This is a genomic window from Stenotrophomonas sp. 1278, from assembly GCF_029892765.1.
Lineage (GTDB): Bacteria > Pseudomonadota > Gammaproteobacteria > Xanthomonadales > Xanthomonadaceae > Stenotrophomonas > Stenotrophomonas indicatrix.
Window position 1 is genome coordinate 53,762 of record NZ_JARXWD010000013.1, and the last position, 22,650, is coordinate 76,411.

The window sequence follows — 22,650 nt, forward strand, 5'->3', positions numbered from 1 at the left end:
GCCCCCCGAGCACAAGGCCATCCGTCAATCCGTCACGGTCGTTGTCCCAGGTTCCGCCACGACACGCAACGTCGTACATCGAGGAGATCGAAGCCGGCCCCGCATGTCGGATATGCCCCTCAATCAGCCATCTCCCGACCTGCCTCCGGTCATGCCTGTAGCATCGGCATAATGCTTCCCGTATCGAAGTGACCATCGTAATGACAAGAGTACGACTACTTCAGGATCCAACGACCGCAAAGGTATGGGGGACCCGACAGGAGGACCACTCCGTGGAAGTGATTTCCGGAAGTCCCGCAAAGCTGAAGTCACAGTTGAAAGACTTTCCCAATCCGGACGAAGCGCTGAAATGGGCCATTCAACAGGAGTGGTCTCGGCTGAAAAAGGGCTTCGTACTGGTGAACCCCGATGCTGGCGCAGGGCAACCGAGCATGCATCGTTACATTGGTGGAGGTTACACGGGCGCCCTGATGATTGCCGGTTGCAATGGAAAGGTGTCGACCAATCAACATCAGGATGAAGACGCGCTTGGTGCAGCAACCGATGTGCTTCTGCTCGTTGGCGAAGGTGCTGATATCAGCCAACGTTGGCGACCAAGCAAGACTGACCTCGCCTGGTCCGCAATACCTATCATCGACAAAGGCCAACTCCTGATCCAGTTCGACTCTGGAATCTATCTTTGGTCCACAGACGGCGCACCACCTCAGCGAATCAGTGAAGCAACAGCCATGGCGCCCTCCTTCCTCACCACGTCCAACGGACATGTATCGTGGCATTCCGGTGAGCAGATCACGGTGATGAGGCCCACGGATGGCAAACGCACCCTGCACTTGCCTCGCAAGGCTGCGATGGTAGGAGGTCATTCCCCGCAGATGATGGGCGCTCTCTCTCCGGATGCAGCAACGCTCGCCTGCTGTGCCAATCCGGGTGAGATCGAGTACATCGATGTCGCCCTGGCGAAGACAGTGCGCCAACATCAAGGCGATTTCGAAATGATCACCAAGATGGCGTGGAGCGTGGATGGGCGGTGGCTGTTGGCCTTGGAACAGTATGGCAAATGGCGCCTGCTGTGCTTGGACACGGCAACCGGAGAATCCCGCCCCGGATGGCCGGAGTTCGCTGATATGACGCGAACTGACTTTGCATTGGACAACGATGGCAAGCGACTGGCTGTCATGCGTCGTGGGAAGATTGCCGTCTATGACTTCGCGGGCATGAAGGAAATTCGACGCTTCCCCGTCGATCATGTGGTCCGTACCGCAAAGATTGCATGGACGGGAGAAAACGCCATTTCGGTGCGAACAGACTACGGATGCCTTTCCACGTATGTCGTTTGATCCGGCGCAGCCTTTCCGGACGTGTGATCGCACCATCTCCAGGGAAACTTCGCCAAGGGCGACGTCGACCAGAGCAGCCCTGTAGTCGCCAACCTTGGTTGGCGTTGGGCCCATGCCAACCAAGGTTGGCACCTACCAAAGTGCCCCCTACCCCGGCAGGTACAGGTCCACGTAGTCGGTCACCGGCATCGCCGCCAAGGCCACCGGGTCCAGCGAGGCGGCCAGGATGCGCTGCTGCTGGGCGGTGGGGAAGCGGTGCGCCAGGTGCCGGCGGAACTTGTCCATCAGCAGCGGGATACCCTCTGCGCGCCGGCGTGCGTGGCCCAGCGGGTACTCCACCAGCATCTCCGGCAGCGCGCTGCCGTCGTTGAAGCGCACCGTCAGCCCGTTGGCGATGCTGCGCTTGTCCGGGTCCAGGTAGTCGGCGCTGAGCTGCGGGTCTTCATGGCAGGTCATCTTCGCGCGCAGCGCGTCAATGCGCGGATCGGCCGCCATGTCGTCCTCGTAATCCTCGGCCACCAGCCGCCCATGCAGCAGCGCGATGGCCACCATGTACTGCACGCAGTGATCGCGGTCGGCCGGGTTGTGCAGCGGCCCCTGCTTGTCGATGATGCGGATGCAGGCTTCCTGGGTACGGATCGCGATGTGCTCGATGTCCTCGGCCGTTCGCCCCTGCGCGCGCAGCTGCTGGTGCAGGATGATCGCCGCCTCCACCGCCGTCTGTCCGTGGAATTCGGCCGGGAAACTGATCTTGAACAGCACGTTCTCCATCACGTAGCTGCCGAAGGGGCGGCCGAGGGTCAGCGCCTGGCCATGCATCGATACCGCTTCGAAGCCCCAGGTCGGTGCACTGAGCACGCTGGGGTAGCCCATCTCGCCGGTGGCGGCCATCAGCGCCAGGCGTACGCCACGGCTGGTCGCATCACCGGCTGCCCAGCTTTTGCGCGAACCGGTGTTGGGCGCATGCCGGTAGGTGCGCAGCGCCTGTCCATCCACCCAGGCCAGCGACACCGCATTGAGCATCCGCTCGCGGTCCAGCCCCAGCATCTGCGCGACGACGGCGGTGGTGGCCACCTTGACCAGCAGCACGTGATCCAGGCCGACCCGGTTGAAAGAGTTGCGTAACGCCAGCACGCCCTGGATCTCGTGCGCCTTGATCATCGCCAGCAGCACGTCATGCACGGTCGGCGGCGGGCGTCGCAACGCGGCCGCGTTGCGGCCAAGCCAGTCGGCCACGGCGAGGATGCCACCGAGGTTGTCCGAGGGGTGGCCCCACTCGGCGGCCAGCCAGGTGTCGTTGAAATCCAGCCAGCGCACCATCGCGCCGATGTTGAAAGCCGCCTGCACCGGATCGAGCACGAAGTTGGTGCCGGGGACGCGCGCGCCGTTGGCCACGCTGATACCCGGCACCAGCGGGCCCAGCAGCTTGCTGCAGGCGGGGAAGGACAGCGCCTCCAACCCGCAGCCCAACGTGTCGAGCAGGCAGTGATGCGCGGTATGGAACGCCAGCGGCGAGTCGATGCGCGTGTCACGCACGTAGTCGACGATGTCCACCAGCAGCGCATCCCAGGCTGCACGGGCGTTGGATGGGGTGTGGCTGTCGGACATTGTTCGGTCTCCTCGTGGGGTTGCACGCTGCGACAAACCCGGTAGTCGCCAACCTTGGTTGGCGCTGGGCCTTACCCGCGCGATGCCGCTTCCATGCCAACCAAGGTTGGCACCTACCAGAGCAGGTGCAGCGCCACCCGCGCAATGCCGGCGCCATGCCAACCAAGGTTGGCGACTACCAGGCCATCACCCGGCCGGCACGCGCACCTTGCCTTCCATCAGCACGCGGGCGCTGCGGCTCATGATGGCCTTGGACACCGTCCACTGGCCGTCAACGAGTGCGGCCTGCGCACCCACGCGCAACGTGCCCGACGGATGCCCGAAGGTCACGGCCTCGCGCTCGCCGCCGCCAGCAGCACGGTTGACCAGCGTGCCGGGGATCGCCGCGGCGGTACCGATCGCTACTGCAGCGGTGCCCATCATCGCGTGGTGCAGCTTGCCCATCGACAGCGCGCGGGCATGCAGATCGATGTCCGCGGCCGGGATCGCCTTGCCGCTGGACGACACGTAATCCTGCGCGGGGGCGACGAAGGCTACCTTCGGCGTGTGCTGGCGGGTCGCCGCGTCTTCCAGTTTCTGGATCAAGCCCATGCGCAGCGCGCCGTAGGCACGGATCTTCTCGAAGCGCTCCAGCGCGGCTTTGTCTTCATTGATCGCCGGCTGCAGTTCGGTGCCGGTGTAACCGAGGTCGGCGGCGTTGAGGAAGATGGTCGGGATGCCGGCGGTGATCATCGTCACCTCGAAACTACCCACGCCCGGCACGTCCAGCGTATCGATCAAGTTGCCGGTGGGGAACATCGCGCCGGCGTCACCATCGTCGGACGGATCGAGGAATTCCAGCTGGATCTCGGCAGCCGGGAAGGTCACGCCATCCAGCTCGAAATCGCCGATCTCCTGCACCTGCCCATCGCGCATCGGCACATGGGCAATGATGGTCTTGCCGATGTTGGCCTGCCAGATGCGCACGGTGCACAGGCCATCGCGCGGCACGCGGGCCGGATCGATCAGGCCGTTGGCGATCGCGAACGGACCAACGGCGGTGCTGAGGTTGCCGCAGTTTCCGCTCCAGTCCACGAACGCGGTATCGATCGACACCTGGCCGTACAGGTAATCCACGTCGTGATCCGGCACCGAGGCGGTGGAGATGATCACGCACTTGCTGGTGCTGGACGTAGCCCCACCCATGCCGTCGGTCTGCTTGCCATACGGGTCGGGCGAGCCGATCACGCGCATCAGCAGCGCATCGCGTGCGGCGCCCGGCACCTGCGCGGCCTCGGGCAGGTCCTGCAGGCGGAAGAACACGCCCTTGCTGGTACCACCGCGCATGTAGGTGGCGGGAATACGGAGTTGCGGGAGAAATACCATGGAACGGTTCCTTGCAATGAAAGACGGCCCGTTGCCGGGCCGTCGGATGCCTTACGCCACCTTGGCGCCTTCCAGGAAGTCCTGCGCGAAGCGCTGCAACACGCCGCCGGCCTCGTAGATCGCCACTTCCTCGTCACTGTCCAGGCGGCAGGTGACCGGCACGATCACGTCCTGGCCGTCGCGGCGGTGGATGACCACGCGCAACTCGGCGCGCGGCGTGCGTTCACCGATGACGTCGAAGGTTTCGGTGCCATCGATGCCCAGGGTCAGACGGGTGGTGCCCGGCTTGAACTCCAGCGGCAGCACGCCCATGCCGATCAGGTTGGTGCGGTGGATGCGCTCGAAACCTTCGGCAACGATGGCCTCCACGCCGGCCAGGCGCACGCCCTTGGCGGCCCAGTCGCGCGAAGAACCCTGCCCGTAGTCGGCACCGGCGATGATGATCAGCGGCTGCTTGCGCTCCATGTAGGTCTCGATGGCTTCCCACATGCGCATCACCTTGCCTTCCGGCTCGACGCGCGCCAGCGAACCCTGTTTCACGCTGCCATCTTCATTGCGCACCATCTCGTTGAACAGCTTCGGGTTGGCGAAGGTGGCACGCTGCGCGGTCAGGTGGTCACCGCGATGGGTGGCGTAGGAATTGAAGTCCTCTTCCGGCAGGCCCATCTTCGCCAGGTATTCGCCAGCCGCACTCGAGGCCAGGATCGCGTTGGACGGCGACAGGTGGTCGGTGGTGATGTTGTCGGGCAACACCGCCAGCGCACGCATGCCGGCCAGCGAGCGCTCACCGGCCAGTGCACCTTCCCAGTACGGCGGACGACGGATGTAGGTGCTCTGCGGGCGCCAGTCGTACAGCGGGCTCACCGCTGCGCCGTGTTCGACGCGTACGTTGAACATCGGGTTGTAGACGCTGCGGAACTGCTCCGGCTTCACCGCCGCCTTCACCACCGCATCGATCTCGGCGTCACTCGGCCAGATGTCCTTCAGGCGCACTTCATTGCCTTCGGTGTCCACGCCCAGCACATCCTTCTCGATGTCAAAGCGGATGGTGCCGGCGATGGCGTAGGCGATCACCAGTGGCGGCGAGGCCAGGAACGCCTGCTTCGCATATGGATGGATGCGGCCGTCGAAGTTGCGGTTGCCCGACAGTACCGCCGTGGCGTACAGGTCACGGTCGATGATTTCCTGCTGGATCTTCGGATCCAGCGCGCCGCTCATGCCATTGCAGGTGGTGCAGGCGAAGGCGACGATGCCGAAGCCCAGCTTCTCCAGGTCCGGCAGCAGGCCCGCTTCTTCCAGGTACAGCTGCACTGCCTTGGAACCGGGTGCCAGCGACGACTTCACCCAAGGCTTGCGCAGCAGGCCGCGCTCGTTGGCCTTGCGTGCCAGCAGGCCGGCGGCGATCACGTTGCGCGGGTTGGAGGTATTGGTGCAGCTGGTGATGGCAGCGATGATCACCGCGCCATCGGGCATCAGGCCCTGTGCCTGCTCGGCCTTGCCGGCTTCCAGCTTGGCGGCATCGGCGATGCCGCGCTCGACCAGTTCCGATACCGGCAGGCGGCGATGCGGATTGCTCGGGCCGGCCATGTTGCGCACCACCGTCGACAGATCGAAGTGCAGCACGCGCTCGTACTCCGCAGTGGCCAGGTCATCGGCCCACAGGCCGGTGCTGCGCGCGTAGTTTTCAACCAGTGCGACCTGCTTTTCCTCGCGCCCAGTCAGGCGCAGGTAGTCGATGGTCTGGCCGTCGATGTAGAACATCGCGGCGGTTGCGCCGTATTCGGGGCACATGTTGGAGATGGTGGCGCGATCACCGATGGTGAGTGCAGCGGCACCTTCGCCGAAGAATTCAAGCCAGGCGCCGACCACGCGCTCCTTGCGCAGGAATTCGGTCAGGGCCAGCACCACGTCGGTGGCGGTGATATCCGGCTGCGGCCGACCGGTCAGCTCGACACCGATGATGTCCGGCAGGCGCATCCACGACGCACGGCCCAGCATCACGTTCTCTGCTTCCAGGCCGCCCACGCCGATGGCGATCACGCCCAGCGCATCCACATGCGGGGTGTGGCTGTCGGTGCCCACGCAGGTATCGGGGAAAGCGACGCCGTCCTGCACGTAGATCACCGGCGACATCTTCTCCAGGTTGATCTGATGCATGATGCCGTTGCCAGGCGGAATCACGTCCACGTTCTCGAAGGCCAGCTTGGTCCAGTCGATGAAGTGGAAGCGGTCCTCGTTGCGGCGGTCCTCGATGGCGCGGTTCTTCTCGAACGCCTGCGGATCGAAACCACCGCATTCCACTGCCAGCGAGTGATCGACGATCAGCTGCACCGGCACCACCGGGTTGACCTTGGCCGGATCACCGCCCTTGTCGGCGATCGCATCGCGCAGGCCGGCCAGATCGACCAGTGCGGTTTGGCCGAGGATGTCATGGCACACCACCCGCGCCGGGAACCACGGGAAGTCCAGGTCGCGACGGCGCTCGATCAGCTGCTTCAGCGAGTCGGTCAGCGTGGCCGGATCGCAGCGACGCACCAGGTTTTCGGCCAGCACGCGCGAGGTGTACGGCAGCGTGGCGTAGGCACCGGGCTGGATCGCGTCGACGGCGGCGCGCGCATCGAAATAGTCCAGCGAGGCGCCGGGGAGGGTCTTGCGGTAATCGGTATTCATGGGCTGGCGGAATGCTCGTGGCGGGCCGGGTGCCGGCAATACGGCGGTGACGGCATCCGGCCGGCACGGGGCCGGCCGGATGCATGCAGCAGTGCAACAGTGGCGATGATCAGGAACGCTTGTCGATGGCCACGAAGTCGCGATCTTCCGGGCCGATGTAGTTGGCGCTCGGGCGGATGATCTTGCCGTCGATACGCTGTTCGACGATGTGCGCGCTCCAGCCGGCGGTGCGGGCGATCACGAACAGGGGGGTGAACATCGCGGTCGGCACGCCCATCATGTGGTAGCTGACGGCGCTGAACCAGTCCAGGTTCGGGAACATCTTCTTGATGTCCCACATCACCGTTTCCAGGCGCTCGGCGATGTCGTACATCTTCATGCTCGACTGCTCTTCGGACAGTTCGCGGGCGACGTCCTTGATCACCTTGTTGCGCGGATCGGACACGGTGTAGACCGGGTGGCCGAAACCGATCACCACTTCCTTGCGCTCCACGCGGGCCTTGATGTCTTCCTCGGCTTCGTCCGGATTGTCATAGCGCTTCTGCACTTCGAACGCCACTTCGTTGGCGCCGCCGTGCTTGGGGCCACGCAGCGCGCCGATGCCACCGCAGATCGCGCTGTACATGTCGCTGCCGGTGCCGGCAATGACGCGGCAGGCGAAGGTCGAAGCGTTGAACTCATGCTCGGCGTACAGGATCAGCGAGGTGTGCATCGCCTTCACCCACGAATCCTGCGGCTTCTCGCCATGCAGCAGGTGCAGGAAGTGGCCACCGATGGAGTCATCGTCGGTCTCTACGTCGATCGCGCGGCCGTTGTGGCTCCAGTGGTACCAGTACAGCAGCATCGAACCGAGGCAGGCCATCAGCTTGTCGGCGATGTCGCGCGCGCCCGGATGGTTGTGGTCGTCCTTCTCCGGCGCCACGCAGCCGAGCACGGACACGCCGGTGCGCATCACATCCATCGGGTGCGCCGACGGCGGCAGTTCTTCCAGCGCGGCCTTCACCGCGGCCGGAATGCCACGCAGCGACTTCAGCTTGGCCTTGTACGAAACCAGCTCGGCGCGGGTCGGCAGCTTGCCATGCACCAGCAGGTAGGCGATTTCCTCGAACTCGCTGGTGTTGGCCAGGTCCAGGATGTCGTACCCACGGTAGTGCAGGTCGTTGCCACTGCGGCCGACGCTGCACAGCGCGGTGTTTCCGGCAGCGGTGCCGGACAGGGCGACGGACTTCTTCGGCTTGAAGGTCGGGGTTGCGGTCGTATCGTTCATGTTTCCCTCCGAAACTTGATGGTGCAGGGTACTGCTTATTTCTTGGCGGCGAACAGCGCATCGAGCTGCTGCTCGAAGGCGTGGTAGCCGATACGGTCATACAGCTCCTCGCGGGTCTGCATGCTGTCGATCAGGTCGCGCTGGTGACCTTCGCGGCGGACCGTCTGGTAGACGTTCTCGGCGGCCTTGTTGGCGGCGCGGAAAGCGGACAGCGGGAACAGCTGGATGGCCACGCCGGCCGAGGCCAGCTCGTCGCGGCTGAACAGCGGGGTCGCGCCGAATTCAGTGATGTTGGCCAGCACCGGCACCTTCACCGCATCGACGAAGCGACGGTAGGTATCCAGGTCATAGGCGGCCTCGGCGAAGATGCCGTCGGCACCGGCTTCGACGCAGGCGATGGCACGCTCGATGGCCTTGTCCACGCCGTCCACCTGGATGGCGTCGGTGCGCGCGATCAGGAAGAAGTCCGGATCGGTCTTGGCATCGGCAGCGGCCTTCACGCGGTCGACCATTTCGCCCTGCGAGACGATCTCCTTGCCCGGGCGATGACCGCAGCGCTTGGCGCCGACCTGGTCTTCGATATGGCAGGCGGCCGCGCCAGCCTTGATCAGCGACTTCACCGTGCGCGCGATGTTGAACGCGCTGGGCCCGAAGCCGGTGTCGATGTCGACCATCAGCGGCAGGTCGCAGACGTCGGTGATGCGGCGCACGTCCACCAGCACGTCTTCCAGGGTGTTGATGCCGAGGTCCGGCAGGCCCAGCGAGCCGGCGGCCACGCCACCGCCGGACAGGTAGATGGCACGGAAACCCGCGCGCTTGGCCAGCAGCGCATGGTTGGCGTTGATCGCGCCGATCACCTGCAGCGGCGATTCGGCAGCCAGCGCCTCGCGGAAGCGGGCACCGGCGGAAGAGAGGTTCGAAACGGTCATGCGGCGATCCAGGTTGAAGGACACAGGGGTAAGCGCAAACACCGTGCCAACCTGCAAGCGGTTGATTTCACGGAGATGACCGGCCCGCAACACTGAAACATATGAAACATTGAAACAGATGTATCATGAAACATCGCTTCCCGGTATCCATGCATGTACCTGCCCCGTTCGCCCCTGCGCCACGCCGATGCCGACCCCGGCCGCCCGGTGATCTGGACGGTCAGCGTTTCGCGCCTGACTGGCCTGCTGGGCGATGTCATTCCCGAATTCGACCGCCGCGCGCGCATCGAGCAGATCAACCTGGGCTTCGAGGAGGCCGTGGAAGTGATCGGCCAGCGCCTGCGCCGCGAGCACTGCGACGTGGTGATTGCCGGCGGCTCCAATGCAGCCTGGTTGCGCGGTCGCCTGGACCTGCCGCTGGTACCGATCCACGCCAATGGCTTCGACCTGATGGAAGCACTGGCGCGCGCCCGTCGCATCGCCCCACGCATCGGCCTGGTCACCCATGCCAGCGACGTGCCGGTGTTCAGCAGCTTCCAGCAGAGCTTCGGCCTGGACATCGAGCACCGCCGCTTCGTCACCCGTGAAGATGCCCGCGACTGCATCGCCGACCTGCGCGCCAACGGTATCGAAGTGATCGTCGGCACCGGCATGGCCATCGACCATGCCGAACAGGCCGGACTGCCCGGCGTGCTGCTGTACTCGGCCGATTCGGTGCGGCAGGCGTTCGAGCATGCGCTGGAGCTGACCCAGGCCATGGCCCGCTCCGGCGGCAGCCGGCCGGCTCCGCGCCGCCGCACCGCCGCACGCAACGATGCGCATGCCCTGCTCGGCGACAGCACTGCGATGGCCGACGTGCGCGCACAGATCGCGCTGTACGCCCCGCACGACAGCACCGTACTGGTTACCGGCGAGACCGGCACCGGCAAGGAACTGGTTGCACGCCAGCTGCACGCCGCCAGCGGTCGTCGCGGTCGCTTCGTTGCGCTGAACTGCGGTGCGATCAGCGAATCACTGCTGGAAGCGGAGCTGTTCGGCTACAGCGACGGCGCCTTCACCGGTGCGCGTCGCGGGGGGCGCGTCGGCCTGGTCGAGGCAGCCGATGGCGGCACGTTGTTCCTGGACGAGATCGGTGAACTGCCGCTGCCGCTGCAGACCCGCCTGCTGCGGGTGCTGGAAGAACGCGAAGTGCTGCGCGTGGGCGCCACCGAACCGACCCCGGTCGACCTGCGCGTGGTCGCCGCCACCCTGCAATCGCTGGAACAGCGCGCGGCGGCTGGCAGCTTCCGCCGCGACCTGTATTACCGGCTGGCCGCGCTGCGCATCGCACTGCCCACTCTGCGTGCGCGTCGAGGCGATATCCCGCTGCTGACCACGCACTTCTTCCGCGAACTGCGCGGCATCGATGCACCGCTGGATGCAGAAGCGCTGGCCCTGCTCAGCGCTGCCGACTGGCCCGGCAACGTACGTGAACTGCGCAATCTGGTGGATAGGCTGCGCATCCACTGGCAGCCCAGTGAAGGGCTGATCGATGCAGCGCGCCTGCTGCAGCTGGCGCCGGAGCTGGTGAACGAAGGCGCCGCCACACTGCCAGTGGAAAGCAACGGCAAGCGCCCGCCGCGTGCGCAGCTGCAAGCGCTGCTGCAGGAACACCGCAATGACCGCGAAGGCATGGCGCAGGCGCTGGGTGTGTCACGCACCACGCTGTGGCGATGGCTGCGCGCGGAGGGGCTGTAACGTCCTGCCGTCTGGCTGGTGCAGAACCGATGCCTGGTGGGTGCGAACCTTGGGTCGCACCGCTTTTTCCCAAGTACCCCATCCACGCATGGCGTGGATCTACTGGAGCGCCGCGCGCGCTTCGATGGCGAACCGTCCACTGCCCACGGCCGCAACCCATAGCAGCAGCACGCCCAGCGGCACTTCGCTCAGGTAGAAGAACCAGCTCAGCCAATCCGGCACGCTCAGTCCCGCAGGGATACGCGCGATGCCATCGGTCAGCGCCGCCACCGCGCAGATCGCCGCCAGCAGCAGTGCCGATGGGCGGCTGAGCAGGCCCAGTACAAGCAGTCCACCTGCGATCCATTCAATGCCGCCGAGCACCGGCGCACTGACTACTGGAAATGGAATGCCCGCATCGACCAGGGTGTGCACCATCCGCTCGCGCCCGCCGTCGGTGAACACCTTGTTCCAGCCCGATACGCAGAACATCACCCCGGCGACGATGCGGGCGAGCAGCAGCAGGTACGCTTCCACGCCCTGGCGCGACGGTGGCACGGTAAACAGGCAACGCCAGGAGGGCATGGCGACTCCGGATTTCGAGGGCATCGGTCGGAGTGTGCCGTTTGCTGGCCTGCTCGCAGATGAAGCGGGCTGGTCCGTTCGCGACAAACGGCTCTCGCAGTGGTACGCGTTGGAACAATGGCAGCCGTACAGGCTCGACCCTACGATGCAGGTGTACCGACCTTTCCATCCACGCATGGCGTGGATCTACCCGGCCAGCAGCAGCTCGATCTCTTCCACCTGCACCACCGGCACCTGCCACGGGTGATGCGGCACGATGCCGTGCTCGAGGATGCGCTGTAGCCGCTGCGGATCGCGCGGCAGGCAGAACTCCAGCCGCACGCTGTCGACCACCTCGGTCTGCCCCGCCTCGCCCTGCGTGGGGATCGCACCCACACGTGGCCGGAACTGTTCGGACCCCGGCGCGGACCACCACATGCCGTGCTCGTAATCGCCGGCCACCAGTGCATCCACCGAAAGGATGCCCTGCTTCACCGCCTCCAGGGCAGGCACCGGCACGAACACCACCACGCGATACAGCGGCACGCGTTGCATCACGGTGCCTTACGGGTACAACAAGCGCTTGCTCCAGCGCCCCTCTGCACCGGCTTCATAGCACCAGCGCTCGTGCAGGCGGAACTGCGCGCCGTACCAGAACTCGATGCGGTCAGGCACCACCCGCAGACCACTCCAACCGTCCGGACGCGGCACGTCCTTGCCCTCGAAGCGCGCCTCGACCTCGGCCACGCGCGCGTCGAACTCCTCGCGCGAGTTCAACGTCTTCGACTGCAGCGACGCCCACGCGCCGATCTGGCTCATGCGCGGACGGCTGGCGAAATAGGCGTCGGCCTCGGCATCGGCCACCTGTTCCACGCGTCCCTCGATGCGCACCTGGATGCCGGCCTCGCGCAGGCTGCGCCACAGGAACAGCAGCGCCGCCTGCGGATTGGCCTGCAGCTCGTTGCCCTTGTGGCTGTCCAGGTGGGTGTAGAACACGAAGCCGCGCTCATCGAACGCCTTCAACAGCACGGTGCGCGCCGATGGCCGGCCCTGCACATCGGCGGTCGCCACGGTCATCGCATTGGGCTCGACTTCGCGGCTCTGTTTCGCTTCTTCGAATAGGGCGGCAAAGGTCGACAGGGCTTCGGCGTACAGGTCGCTCATGACAGCATTCTTCTCACACGGTTTGGGCTATTGTGGCGGCATGGTCGCCGCTGCGTACATGCCCCAGGTGAAAGGATTCCCCGAAACAGTGGTCGAGCAGGCGCTGGATGACGCGCTGGGCAGCAGCACAGCCGTTCCAGTATTGGCGATCAGCGGCCTGCAGGGGAGCGGCAAATCGACGCTGGCCGCGCAGGTGGTTGCCCGTGCCCAGGCGCGTGGCCTGAACGCCGCAACGCTGTCCATCGACGATGTCTACCTGACCCGCGCACAACGCCAGCGCCTGGCCCGGCAGGTGCATCCGTTGTTGATCACCCGTGGCCCACCGGGCACCCACGACCTGCCGCTGGCACATGCGGTACTGGACGCAGTGGCCGCACGAAAGCCTCTGGCGCTGCCCCGCTTCGACAAGCTGGCCGACGAGCGCCTGCCCGAAGCGCAGTGGCCGCAGCTGCAAACGCCGCTGGACCTGCTGGTATTTGAGGGCTGGTTCCTGGGCACCCCGGCGCAGGACGATGCCGAACTGGATGTCCCGCTCAACGCCCTGGAGCGCGAGGCCGATGCCGATGGCCGTTGGCGGCGCTGGTGCAACCAGGCGCTGGCCCGCGACTATCCGGCGCTGTGGCAGCGTTGCGACCGCTTGTGGTTCCTGCAACCTCCTGATTTTTCGGTGGTGCCGCGTTGGCGCTGGCAGCAGGAGCAGAACCTGCAGGCGGCCCAGCCGGGGCGGCACGGCATGAACCGACCCCAGCTGGAGCGCTTCGTACAGTACTACGAGCGGGTCAGCCGGCAGGCGTTGCGTGCGCTGCCGGCCATTGCCGACCGGGTAGTGGCGCTGGATGCCCAGCGCCAGGTGCAAGGGCTGCGCTGAGCAGCCTCACTCCACCAGGAAGGTGACCCGCAGGTTCACCCGCCATTCGGTGATCTCACCGTTGCCGTCGGTGACCACCTTGGTCTCGTTGATCCAGGCGCCCTGGATGCCCTTGACCGTCCCGGACACCTTCTTCAAACCGCTGCGCACTGCGTCCTCCACGCTCTTGGGCGAGGACGCATTGATTTCGATGACCTTGGCAACCGACATGGCAGGCACTCCATCAGGCGCGGGATACCCCGCAGGAACCTCCACCCTGACGTGAAGAACGTAAAGGCCAAGGCACGGAGGTGTTAGCATCAGAGGGCATGAATCCCGCTCCGAACCTGATCCTGATCGGCCCGATGGGTGCCGGTAAAACCTGCATCGGCCGCCGCCTCGCCGAGCGCTTCACGCTGGACTTCGTCGACGTCGACCAGGCCATCGTCGATGCGACCGGGGCCAGCATCCCCACGATCTTCGAGCATTCCGGCGAAGCCGGCTTCCGCGCCCATGAGCGCCAGGCGCTGGCGCAGGTGCTGGCCGGCCGTGGCCAGCTGGTGTCCACCGGCGGCGGTGCCGTGCTTGACCCGGACAATCGCGCCCTGATCGCCAAGCGAGGCTTTGTCGTCTACCTGCGGGTCAGCGTCGCAGCCCAGCTGGAGCGTCTGTCACGCGACAAGGCCCGGCCACTGCTGCAGCGGCCGGACCGCGAACAGGTGCTGCATGATCTGGCCGCGCATCGCGACCCGCTGTATCGCGACCTCGCCGATGTCACTCTTGATACCGACCCGTTTACCGCCGCCGATGCCACTGCCCAGCTTGTCGTCAAGCTGGCCACGCACTGGCAGCGACAGGACCCCACTGCATGACCTCCCCTGCCCTGCTGCAGGTCGCCGTTGGCGGCGACCGTCCCTATTCCATCACCATCGGTGCCGGCGCCCAGGCCGACGGCGCCGCATTGGCCAGCCATGTGCGTGGCCGCCATGTCTTGCTGGTCAGCGACAGCGAGGTTGCGCCACGCTATCTGGATGCCACCAAGCAGACCCTGCTGGCCGCACGCCCGGACCTGATCCTGGCTGAGCATGTGCTGGCCGCCGGCGAAGCCTCCAAGACCCTGGCCGAGTTCGGCTCGGTCATCGAAGCGCTGGCCGCGCTCGGCGCGACCCGCGATGCCTGCGTGTTCGCCCTCGGTGGTGGTGTGGTCGGCGATCTCGCCGGCTTTGCCGCGGCCTGCTGGATGCGCGGCATCGACTGCGTGCAGCTGCCGACCACGCTGCTGGCGATGGTCGACTCCTCGGTGGGCGGCAAGACCGCCGTGGATATCCCGGCCGGCAAGAACCTGGTCGGTGCGTTCCACCCGCCCCGTGCGGTGATCGCCGATACCCGCGTGCTGGCCACCCTGCCGCCGCGTGAACTGCGCGCAGGCTTGGCCGAAGTGGTCAAGTACGGCGCGCTGGGCGATGCGGTGTTCTTCGAGTGGCTGCAGCAGCATGCCGACGCACTGGTGGCCGGCGAAGATGCGGTCATCGCCGAGGCCATCGCCCGCAGCTGCCGGCACAAGGCCGCCATCGTCGAGCGCGATCCCTTCGAGAAGGGCGAGCGCGCCCTGCTCAACCTGGGACACACCTTCGGCCACGCGATCGAAACCGAACAGGGCTACTCCGCACCCGGGCGCGATGCGCTGAACCACGGTGAGGCCGTAGCGGTGGGCATGGTGCTGGCGGCCCGCCTCTCCACCAACCTGGGCCTGGCCAACGACGCCGACCGGGTGCGCCTGCAGGCGCTGCTTGAACAGCTTGGCCTGCCGGTGGCAATCCCCGCCGGGCTGGACCCGCAGGCCCTGCTCGGCCGCATGCGCCTGGACAAGAAGAACGTGGCCGGCCGCCTGCGCCTGGTGCTGTGGCGTGGCATGGGCCGCGCCGAAGTCGTACCGGACGTGGATGAAGCGGCGGTACTGAAGGTGCTGGGCGCAGGCTGACCGCTTCCGCGTTCGCCGGGTATGCCCCGGCGCTACCTGGGAGGTTTCATGAGGTTGCCGGCCAGCGGCCGGCATTACCGGATCAGCGTTGCGGCAGGGCTCACCTCGCCCCCGCTACAATCGGTGCCATGCACGTCCACCTGCAACAACCCGCCGACGGTGCCCAGGCACCGCGCTTCCTGCGCCTGACCCTGGTCCCGGACCTGTTCGGCGGCTGGGAACTGCTGCGTGAATCCGGCCGCGTCGGCGCCCGCTCCCAGCTGCGGCGCGAGCTGTACCTGACGGCCGACGAAGCCCGCCACGCCTACGACAAAGCCCGCGATGCCGAACTGCATCGGGGCTTCCAGATTCTTTCGCACGGCGACTGATTGCGCCGCTGCTCTTTTCGCCCAAGGAATGCCCACTGTGACCAGCCCTCTCCGCAACGATCGCCTGCTGCGCGCCCTGCGCCGCGAACCGGTGGACTGCACCCCTGTCTGGCTGATGCGCCAGGCCGGCCGCTACCTGCCGGAATATCGCGCCACCCGGGCCAAGGCCGGCAGCTTCCTGGCCATGGCCAAGAACCCGGAGATCGCCTGCGAAGTCACCCTGCAGCCGCTGCGCCGCTTCCCGCTGGACGCGGCCATCCTGTTCTCGGACATCCTCACCATTCCCGATGCCATGGGCCTGGAGCTGTACTTCGTCGAAGGCGAAGGCCCGAAGTTCCGCCACCCGGTACGCGATGAAGCGGCCATCGCCAGGCTGGCGGTGCCGGACATGGAGCAGGATCTGGGCTATGTGATGGACGCGGTGCGCCTGATCCGCCGCGAACTGGATGGCCAGGTGCCGCTGATCGGTTTCTCGGGCAGCCCGTGGACGTTGGCCTGCTACATGGTCGAAGGCGGCGGCAGCAAGGATTTCGCGCGCATCAAGGCGATGGCGCTGAACCATCCGCAGGCCCTGCACCGCCTGCTGGAGGTAACCACCGACGCGGTGATTGCCTACCTCGGCGCGCAGCGCGCGGCCGGTGCGCAGGCCCTGCAGGTGTTCGACACATGGGGCGGCGTGCTGTCGCCGGCAATGTACCGCGAGTTCTCGCTGCGCTATCTGCAGCGCATCGCCGAAGGCCTGGAGCGCGGCGAAGGCAGCGAGCGCACGCCGCTGATCCTGTTCGGCAAGGGCACCGGCCTGCACCTGGAAGCGCTGTCGCAGACCGGCGCCGATGCGCTCGGCCTGGACTGGACGCTGGACCTGGACGAAGCGCTGCGCCGCACCGGTGGCCGCGTAGCGCTGCAGGGCAACCTCGATCCGACCACGTTGTATGCCTCGCCTGATGCGATCGCCGCTGCGGCCGCACGCGTGCTCGATACCTATGCCGCCGGCAACGGTGGTTCGCGCGAGGGCCATGTGTTCAACCTCGGCCACGGCATGTCGCCGGACATGGACCCGGCCCATGTACAGGTGCTGGTCGACGCAGTGCACGCACACAGCCAACGCTGAGCATCGCGCAGGCAATCACGGCGCGATGTTGATCGCGCCGTGACCCGCAGTGCGCGATCATGGCGCCCCCACGTTGCACCGGCCACGCCCCATGTCCACAGCGCCATCGACCTACACCCGCCAGCGTCCCCTGCTGTGGCTGGTTTCGCTGGCGATCTTCATGCAGATGCTGGACTCGACCATCGTCAACACGGCCTTGCCGGCGATGGCGGCCAGCCTCGGCGAAAGCCCGCTGCAGATGCAGTCGGTGGTCTTCAGCTACGCGCTGGCAGTGGCCACCTTCATTCCTGCCTCCGGCTGGATAGCCGACCGCTACGGCACCCGACGCACCTTCCTGGTGGCGATCATCCTGTTCACCCTCGGCTCGCTGGCCTGCGCAATGGCGCAGCAGCTGCATCAGCTGGTGGCCGCGCGCGTACTGCAGGGCATCGGCGGCGCGATGCTGCTGCCGGTCGGGCGCCTGGCGGTGATGCGCTCGGTGCCACGCGAGGACTTCCTGCGTGCGATGAGCTTCATCGCCATTCCCGCACTGGTGGGTCCGCTGATCGGCCCCACGCTGGGTGGTTGGCTGGTCGAGATCGCCTCGTGGCACTGGGTGTTCCTGATAAACCTGCCGATCGGCGTCATCGGCTTCATCGCCGCGATGAAGATCATGCCCGACCACTACGCCAGCCACCGCACCCGGTTCGACCTTCGCGGCTACGCCATGCTGGCCTTTGCGATGGTGGTGCTGTCGCTGGCACTGGATGGGATTTCCGGGCTCGGCACACCACACGCGCTGGTGATGCTGATGACCGTGGCCGGCCTGGCCGCGCTGGTCGGTTACTGGCTGCACGCGGCAAATTCAACGGCACCGCTGTTCTCCCTGGCACTGTTCCGCGTGCCCAGCTACCGCATCGGCATTCTCGGCAACCTGTTCTCGCGCATCGGCAGCAGTGCCATGCCGATGCTGATTCCGCTGCTGCTGCAGGTCGGCCTTGGCCTCGGGCCGATGAACGCCGGCCTGATGATGGTGCCGGTGGCCGCCGCAGGCATGGTGTCGAAGAAGCTGGCGGTGAAACTGGTTGAACGCTACGGCTATCGCCGCGTGCTGATGACCAACACCGTGCTGGTCGGCCTGGCGATGGCCAGCTTCATCCTGATGACACCGGGCCAGCACCTGGCCGTGCGCCTGCTGCAGCTGGCGTTCTTCGGTGCGGTCAATTCGCTGCAGTTCACCGTGATGAACACCGTCACCCTGCGCGACCTCGACCGCGAGTTCGCCAGTTCCGGCAACAGCCTGCTGTCGATGGTGATGATGCTCGCCGCCGGCTTCGGTGCAGCCGCCGCAGGCAGCCTGCTGGCCGCATTCGGCACGCAGCTGGAAGGCCACGGCGCTACGGCTGCGCTGCACGCCACGTTCCTGTGCGTGGGCGCGATCACGCTCACGTCGACGCTGATCTTCTGGCAGTTGCCCGACACCAAGCCCGAGCCGCGCCAGGTAGAAGAAGTAGCGGAATAGAGGGTTCGGCAGGGCTGCGCCCTGCACCTGCAGATGCCGAAGCAAGGGCGACGGCAACAGCAACAGCAGGTATTCCGTGGGATGGCGGGGCGGTGTCGAATTGCGGGGACGCCGCAAGTACGTCCCTGTAGGCTTGGCAGCCGCTTGCTCGTGTGCGCTTTCCTGCGCACACGGCAAGACCGGGGTTGGGCGTCCTGCCCAACCCGCCCGAGGCATGCCTCGGGCCCATGCGGCTGACACCCCGCAATCCGACACCGCCCCACCTCTGACAGTTTTCCGGTGGCTGATGGGTCCACGCCATGCGCGGATGCTGTTCTTTCAATTGTCGAAATATTCGATTTCGACGGAGATTCATCCACGCATGGCGTGGATCTACGTGTCGACCAAGGTCGACACCCACCAAGAGCAGGCCATGCCATTCCGAGAGTTCGCGGAAATCTGTCGAAGGCGGGGTGGGTCCGGTTGCGGGGGCGTGAGCCGCATGGATGCGGCGACCGAGCTTACATGGACGTACTTGCAGCGGCCCCCGCAACCGGACCCACCCCGCCATCCCACGGAATGCCAGCTTTTGCTTTTGCTTTTGCCGTTGATTCGGCGGGTGCAGGGCGCAGCCCTGCCGAACCCCTACCGCCCCAGCACGCGGGCGATCGCTTCCACCAGCAGCTCGCCGGTCACCGGCTTGCGCAGGAAACCACCGATGCCGGCCGCTTCCACCTGCTGCTGCAGGTCCGGGTCGGTGCGTGCGGTCACCGCCAGCAGCGGCAACGTGTAACCCTGGTTGCGCAGATGCTGTGCCAGTTCGAAACCGCTCAGGCCCGGCAGATCCAGATCGAGCAGGCCGACATCGAAATCCCCCGCGCTGATTTCACGCAGCGCGGCCAGCGCGTGGGCCGCGTGGACCACCTCATGGCCACGGGTGGTCAGCAGCCCACACATCACATCGGCCACGGTCGCATCGTCCTCCACCAGCAACACCCGCAGCGGCGGCATGTTGACCGCAGCAGCGGCGGCGTCACTGTCGGCACCTCCGTCGCTGGCCGCCCCCTGCTGCAGCGGCAGCGGCAGGCTGACACCGAAGCAGGTACCGCTGCCCAGCTGGCTTTCCACCCGGATCCGGCCCTGCATGGCCAGTGCCAGCTCGCGGCAGATCGCCAGGCCCAGGCCGCTGCCGCCGTACTGCGCTGCGGTGCGCGCACCGTCGGCCTGCTCGAAGCGCCGGAACAACCGTTGCTGCTGCTCCTGGCTGATGCCCGGACCGGTATCGCGCACCTCGAAATACAGCCCACGCAGCCCTTCCTCGCAACGCGCGTGCAGCGTGATGCTGCCGCGGCTGGTGAACTTGACCGCGTTGGACAGCAGGTTGAGCAGGATCTGCCGCACCCGCATCGCATCGCCGGTCGCCTGCAGCCCTGCCGGCAACTGGTTGTCGAGGATGAACCGCAGGCCCTTCTGTGCAGCCAGTGGCCCCATCAGCGCGGCCAGGTCCTGCAGCAGGCGATTGAGACCGAACGCGTTGGACTGCAGTTCCAGGCGCCCCGATTCGATCCGCGCCAGGTCCAGCGCATCGTTGACCAGGTGCAGCAGATGCTCGCCCGCATGCCGGATGGACTGGGTATAGCCGCGCTGCTGCGGATCCAGCGGCGAGGCCAGCAGCAGTTCACTCATGCCCAGCACCCCGGTCATCGGCGTGCGGATTTCATGGCCGAGATTGGCAAGGAAGCGCGTCTTGGCCGCCGATGCATGTTCGGCCAGATCCTGCTTGTGCAGAGCGAGCTGGTAGGCGTGCTGGCGCTGCAGCCGGCGCCGGTACAACCAGGCGAACCAGCTGGTCAGCAGCAACCCGATCGAGGCCAGCACGAGCAGGCCGGACAAGCTGCGCCACCACGGCGGCTGCACATGGAATTCCAGGGTCTGCACCCGCGACCACACGTGGTCGGCCGAGCGCGCCTGCACTTCCAGCCGATAGGCGCCGGGTGGCAGGCGCGAGAACAGGCGCTCGCCTGCCGGGCCCACCTCGACCCAATCCGGGTCGTAGCCGGCCAACCGGTAGCGGTAGGTGTTGGAAGCCGAATCGGCGAAGGACAACAGGCGCGCGACGATACGCAGGTCGCGGTCACCATCGGCGATCTGCAGCGGCGTGTCATGGGTCAGGTCCAGCAGCTGCTCGTTGCGGCGTACCTCCACCCGCTCGATCACCAGCGGCGCACGGCGGGTGGACGGTCGAACCTGCTCGGGATCGAACACCACCACACCGGCGGGGGTACCTGCCACCATGCGCCCCGCTGAGGAGGCGATCAGGGTGTGTTCGCGGAACTCCTGGCTGGGCAGCCCATCGTGCACCCCGTACAGGCGTACGCTCTCGCCATCGGCACTCACCCGCACCAGGCCACGGGCACTGGTGGCCCACGCCACGCCCTGCGCGTCGACCACCAGGCCGGTAGCGGAAATCGCCGGATAGCCCTGCTCGGCGCCCACTACCGCCTGCCGTTCCAGCCGGCCCTGGCTCCAGAGATACCGCGACAGGCGACCATCCTCGGACAACCAGACCTGGCCGTCCTTGCCCACGTGCAGGGCGTACACCGCAGTGGCCGGCGCACCGGGCACCGGCTGGAAGCGCTGCGCATCCGGCTGCCATTGCAGCAGGCCGCGGCTGCTGGCCAGCCAGATCCGGTCCTGCGGGCCGCATTCCACGTCAAGATTGAGCTGACCGGCCTGTAGACCGTCCTCGCCGTTTTCCAGCCGCCGGCGCACGTGCCCGTCCAGATCACGCTGCTGCAGCCCCGATGACAGCATCAACCACAGGCTGTCGCCATCGCAGGTCATCATCGCCTCGATGTTGCCTTCCATGGTCGCGTCCGCGCCCGAGTCCCGCCCCCAGCGCCGCAGCTCGCCACGACGCGGGTCGTAGCGCATCAGGGCGTCGGTCGAGCCCACCCACACCTGGCCCTGCCGGTCTTCGCGCACCGAGGTCAGCCAGTGCATGCCGTTGACGAAGGTGCGGTGCTGCTCGATCACGCCCGTGCGCGGATTGAAGCGGTCCAGCGCGCCATGGCTGCCGACCGTCCACACCCCGCCATTGCTGGAGGGGCTGGTACCGAGCACATAGGAATTGCGCAGCGAGGACGGATCATCCTCCAGCCGCGAGAACACCGAGAACTGCCACCAGCGCGGAAGCAGGTGCCACAGGCCGGCGTTGGTACTGGCCAGCCAGATGCCGCCTTCGCGGTCCTCATAGGCGCCGGTCCAGTTCGGCCGCACCAGGCCACGGGCGATGGCGCTGTACAGCGGTACGGTCTGGTAGCGGCCATCGATGCCCCGGCCCAGGCCGCTGCGCGTGTCCAGCCAGTGCCCGCCCTGCTCGTCGCGCAGCATCATGCCCAGCACCTGGTCGCCGGCCGGCAATGTCCAGGGAACGGATTCGAAACGGCCATCCGGGCGCCGCACCGTGGCCCCGGCCAGCGTGCTGATCCAGAGGCTGCCGTCGGGTTCTGCGGTCAGTCCATTGATCAGCAGGCTGGGCACCAGGTCGCCGCCGATGCGTTCGAAATCGGTACCGGTCCAGCGCGCCACGCCATGCTTGGTGCCGACCCACAGGCTGCCGTCTGCAAGCGTGGCCAGGTAGGGCACCGACGCGGCCGGCAGACTGCGCGGGTTGTTCGCTTCGGGCAGGAACCGCTGCAGACGGTCATTGCTGTCCAGCCGGTACAGGCCGCCCTCGTGGGTGCCGAACCAGATCGCGCCATCCGGTGTCGCAGCCAAGCTCCAGACGGTGTTGCTGCCCATCAGCGGCTGGCTGCTGCGATCGTAGAAGCGCAGCTGGCGGCGATCGGCCGACATCCGCACCAGGCCGGCATTTTCAGTGCCGATCCACAGCTCGTTGCGGGCATCGACCAGCACGCTCCAGATGCGGTTGTCGCGCAGGCCGTCTTCGGAACGCCAGATGCGGTAGTTGCGCCCGTCGTAGCGGGCCAGGCCATCGTTGGTGGCAATCCACAGGTAGCCGTAGCGGTCCTCGGCCATGCGGTTGACGGTGTTGGACGGCAGCCCATCGAACACGGTGACCTGGCGCGGCGAAGGTGGCACCGGCTGCGCGGCAGCGGGCACCAGGCAGCACAGCAGCAGCATCAGCAGCGTCACTGCCCGCAGATACACCACCGATGGCCTCCTCACGCTGCTGTTGATGATGCCCACGCCGTGGGCGTCGGCATGGTAAACCGAAAGC

At 66.5% G+C, this 22,650-nt stretch carries 18 protein-coding genes; 8 read left to right on the plus strand and 10 right to left on the minus strand.

Going from position 1 to position 22,650, the window contains the following annotated elements; translation table 11 throughout:
- Positions 1 to 272: 272 nt before the first annotated feature.
- Positions 273 to 1,337, plus strand: coding sequence for a WD40 repeat domain-containing protein (locus M2299_RS12780; protein WP_157804418.1), 1,065 nt, complete (start codon positions 273 to 275; stop codon positions 1,335 to 1,337).
- Positions 1,338 to 1,484: 147 nt separating this feature from the next.
- Here M2299_RS12780 and M2299_RS12785 read toward each other — a convergent pair whose 3' ends face one another.
- The 5 genes from M2299_RS12785 to prpB all read right to left on the minus strand — a co-directional run bounded on the left by M2299_RS12785 (position 1,485) and on the right by prpB (position 9,176).
- On the minus strand, positions 1,485 to 2,945 hold the full coding sequence (locus M2299_RS12785) for a bifunctional 2-methylcitrate dehydratase/aconitate hydratase (RefSeq protein WP_280884476.1): 1,461 nt from the start codon (positions 2,943 to 2,945) through the stop codon (positions 1,485 to 1,487).
- A 186-nt stretch (positions 2,946 to 3,131) separates the two neighbouring features.
- The gene (gene prpF, locus M2299_RS12790) at positions 3,132 to 4,310 is read right to left on the minus strand and encodes a 2-methylaconitate cis-trans isomerase PrpF (RefSeq protein ID WP_280884477.1); all 1,179 of its coding nucleotides are present in this window, start codon (positions 4,308 to 4,310) and stop codon (positions 3,132 to 3,134) included.
- 51 nt (positions 4,311 to 4,361) lie between these two features.
- A complete protein-coding gene (gene acnD, locus M2299_RS12795) occupies positions 4,362 to 6,980 on the minus strand; it encodes a Fe/S-dependent 2-methylisocitrate dehydratase AcnD (protein ID WP_099785071.1) in 2,619 nt (872 codons plus the stop codon).
- A gap of 109 nt (positions 6,981 to 7,089) precedes the next feature.
- Positions 7,090 to 8,247 (minus strand): 2-methylcitrate synthase, encoded by a 1,158-nt coding sequence (gene prpC / locus M2299_RS12800; protein ID WP_025877010.1) that lies wholly within the window; start codon positions 8,245 to 8,247, stop codon positions 7,090 to 7,092.
- Positions 8,248 to 8,282: 35 nt separating this feature from the next.
- Positions 8,283 to 9,176, minus strand: a complete 894-nt coding sequence (prpB, locus tag M2299_RS12805) for a methylisocitrate lyase (RefSeq protein ID WP_223486413.1) — start codon at positions 9,174 to 9,176, stop codon at positions 8,283 to 8,285.
- 153 nt (positions 9,177 to 9,329) lie between these two features.
- Between prpB and prpR the strand changes: the two genes are divergently transcribed.
- On the plus strand, positions 9,330 to 10,913 hold the full coding sequence (gene prpR / locus M2299_RS12810; protein WP_223486415.1) for a propionate catabolism operon regulatory protein PrpR: 1,584 nt from the start codon (positions 9,330 to 9,332) through the stop codon (positions 10,911 to 10,913).
- 99 nt (positions 10,914 to 11,012) lie between these two features.
- On the opposite strand, the gene M2299_RS12815 is transcribed toward prpR, so the two are convergent.
- The 3 genes from M2299_RS12815 to pdxH form a co-directional block, all read right to left on the minus strand.
- The gene (locus tag M2299_RS12815) at positions 11,013 to 11,477 is read right to left on the minus strand and encodes a DoxX family protein (RefSeq protein WP_223486417.1); all 465 of its coding nucleotides are present in this window, start codon (positions 11,475 to 11,477) and stop codon (positions 11,013 to 11,015) included.
- A 186-nt stretch (positions 11,478 to 11,663) separates the two neighbouring features.
- Positions 11,664 to 12,011: a hypothetical protein gene (locus M2299_RS12820; RefSeq protein ID WP_099843323.1), complete on the minus strand. Its 348-nt coding sequence runs from the start codon at positions 12,009 to 12,011 to the stop codon at positions 11,664 to 11,666.
- Between the two features lie 9 nt (positions 12,012 to 12,020).
- A complete protein-coding gene (pdxH, locus tag M2299_RS12825) occupies positions 12,021 to 12,620 on the minus strand; it encodes a pyridoxamine 5'-phosphate oxidase (protein WP_033831770.1) in 600 nt (199 codons plus the stop codon).
- 40 nt (positions 12,621 to 12,660) lie between these two features.
- Here pdxH and M2299_RS12830 point away from each other — a divergent pair, with 40 nt between their 5' ends.
- Entirely contained in the window at positions 12,661 to 13,488 is an 828-nt protein-coding gene (locus tag M2299_RS12830) for a kinase (protein ID WP_025876999.1), read from the plus strand.
- 6 nt (positions 13,489 to 13,494) lie between these two features.
- Here the strand turns inward: M2299_RS12830 and M2299_RS12835 are convergent, their stop codons facing one another.
- Complete coding sequence (locus tag M2299_RS12835; protein ID WP_025876997.1) at positions 13,495 to 13,698, minus strand: dodecin family protein; 204 nt, start codon at positions 13,696 to 13,698, stop codon at positions 13,495 to 13,497.
- 98 nt (positions 13,699 to 13,796) lie between these two features.
- On the opposite strand from M2299_RS12835, the gene M2299_RS12840 reads away from it, so the two are divergent.
- The 5 genes from M2299_RS12840 (at position 13,797) to mdtD (ending at position 18,428) form a co-directional block, all read left to right on the plus strand.
- A complete protein-coding gene (locus tag M2299_RS12840) occupies positions 13,797 to 14,339 on the plus strand; it encodes a shikimate kinase (protein WP_032976596.1) in 543 nt (180 codons plus the stop codon).
- Positions 14,336 to 15,448: a 3-dehydroquinate synthase gene (aroB, locus tag M2299_RS12845; protein WP_280884478.1), complete on the plus strand. Its 1,113-nt coding sequence runs from the start codon at positions 14,336 to 14,338 to the stop codon at positions 15,446 to 15,448. The genes M2299_RS12840 and aroB overlap by 4 nt, the downstream gene beginning before the upstream one ends.
- Before the next feature lie 128 nt (positions 15,449 to 15,576).
- Positions 15,577 to 15,816 (plus strand): WGR domain-containing protein, encoded by a 240-nt coding sequence (locus M2299_RS12850; RefSeq protein WP_025876992.1) that lies wholly within the window; start codon positions 15,577 to 15,579, stop codon positions 15,814 to 15,816.
- Between the two features lie 28 nt (positions 15,817 to 15,844).
- Positions 15,845 to 16,927, plus strand: coding sequence for a uroporphyrinogen decarboxylase (gene hemE, locus M2299_RS12855; protein WP_032951968.1), 1,083 nt, complete (start codon positions 15,845 to 15,847; stop codon positions 16,925 to 16,927).
- 91 nt (positions 16,928 to 17,018) lie between these two features.
- A complete protein-coding gene (gene mdtD / locus M2299_RS12860; RefSeq protein ID WP_025876990.1) occupies positions 17,019 to 18,428 on the plus strand; it encodes a multidrug transporter subunit MdtD in 1,410 nt (469 codons plus the stop codon).
- A 624-nt stretch (positions 18,429 to 19,052) separates the two neighbouring features.
- On the opposite strand, the gene M2299_RS12865 is transcribed toward mdtD, so the two are convergent.
- Positions 19,053 to 22,583 carry a hybrid sensor histidine kinase/response regulator gene (locus tag M2299_RS12865; protein ID WP_280884479.1) on the minus strand — a complete coding sequence of 1,177 codons (3,531 nt, stop codon included), beginning with the start codon at positions 22,581 to 22,583 and terminating at the stop codon, positions 19,053 to 19,055.
- Between the last annotated feature and the right edge of the window lie 67 nt (positions 22,584 to 22,650).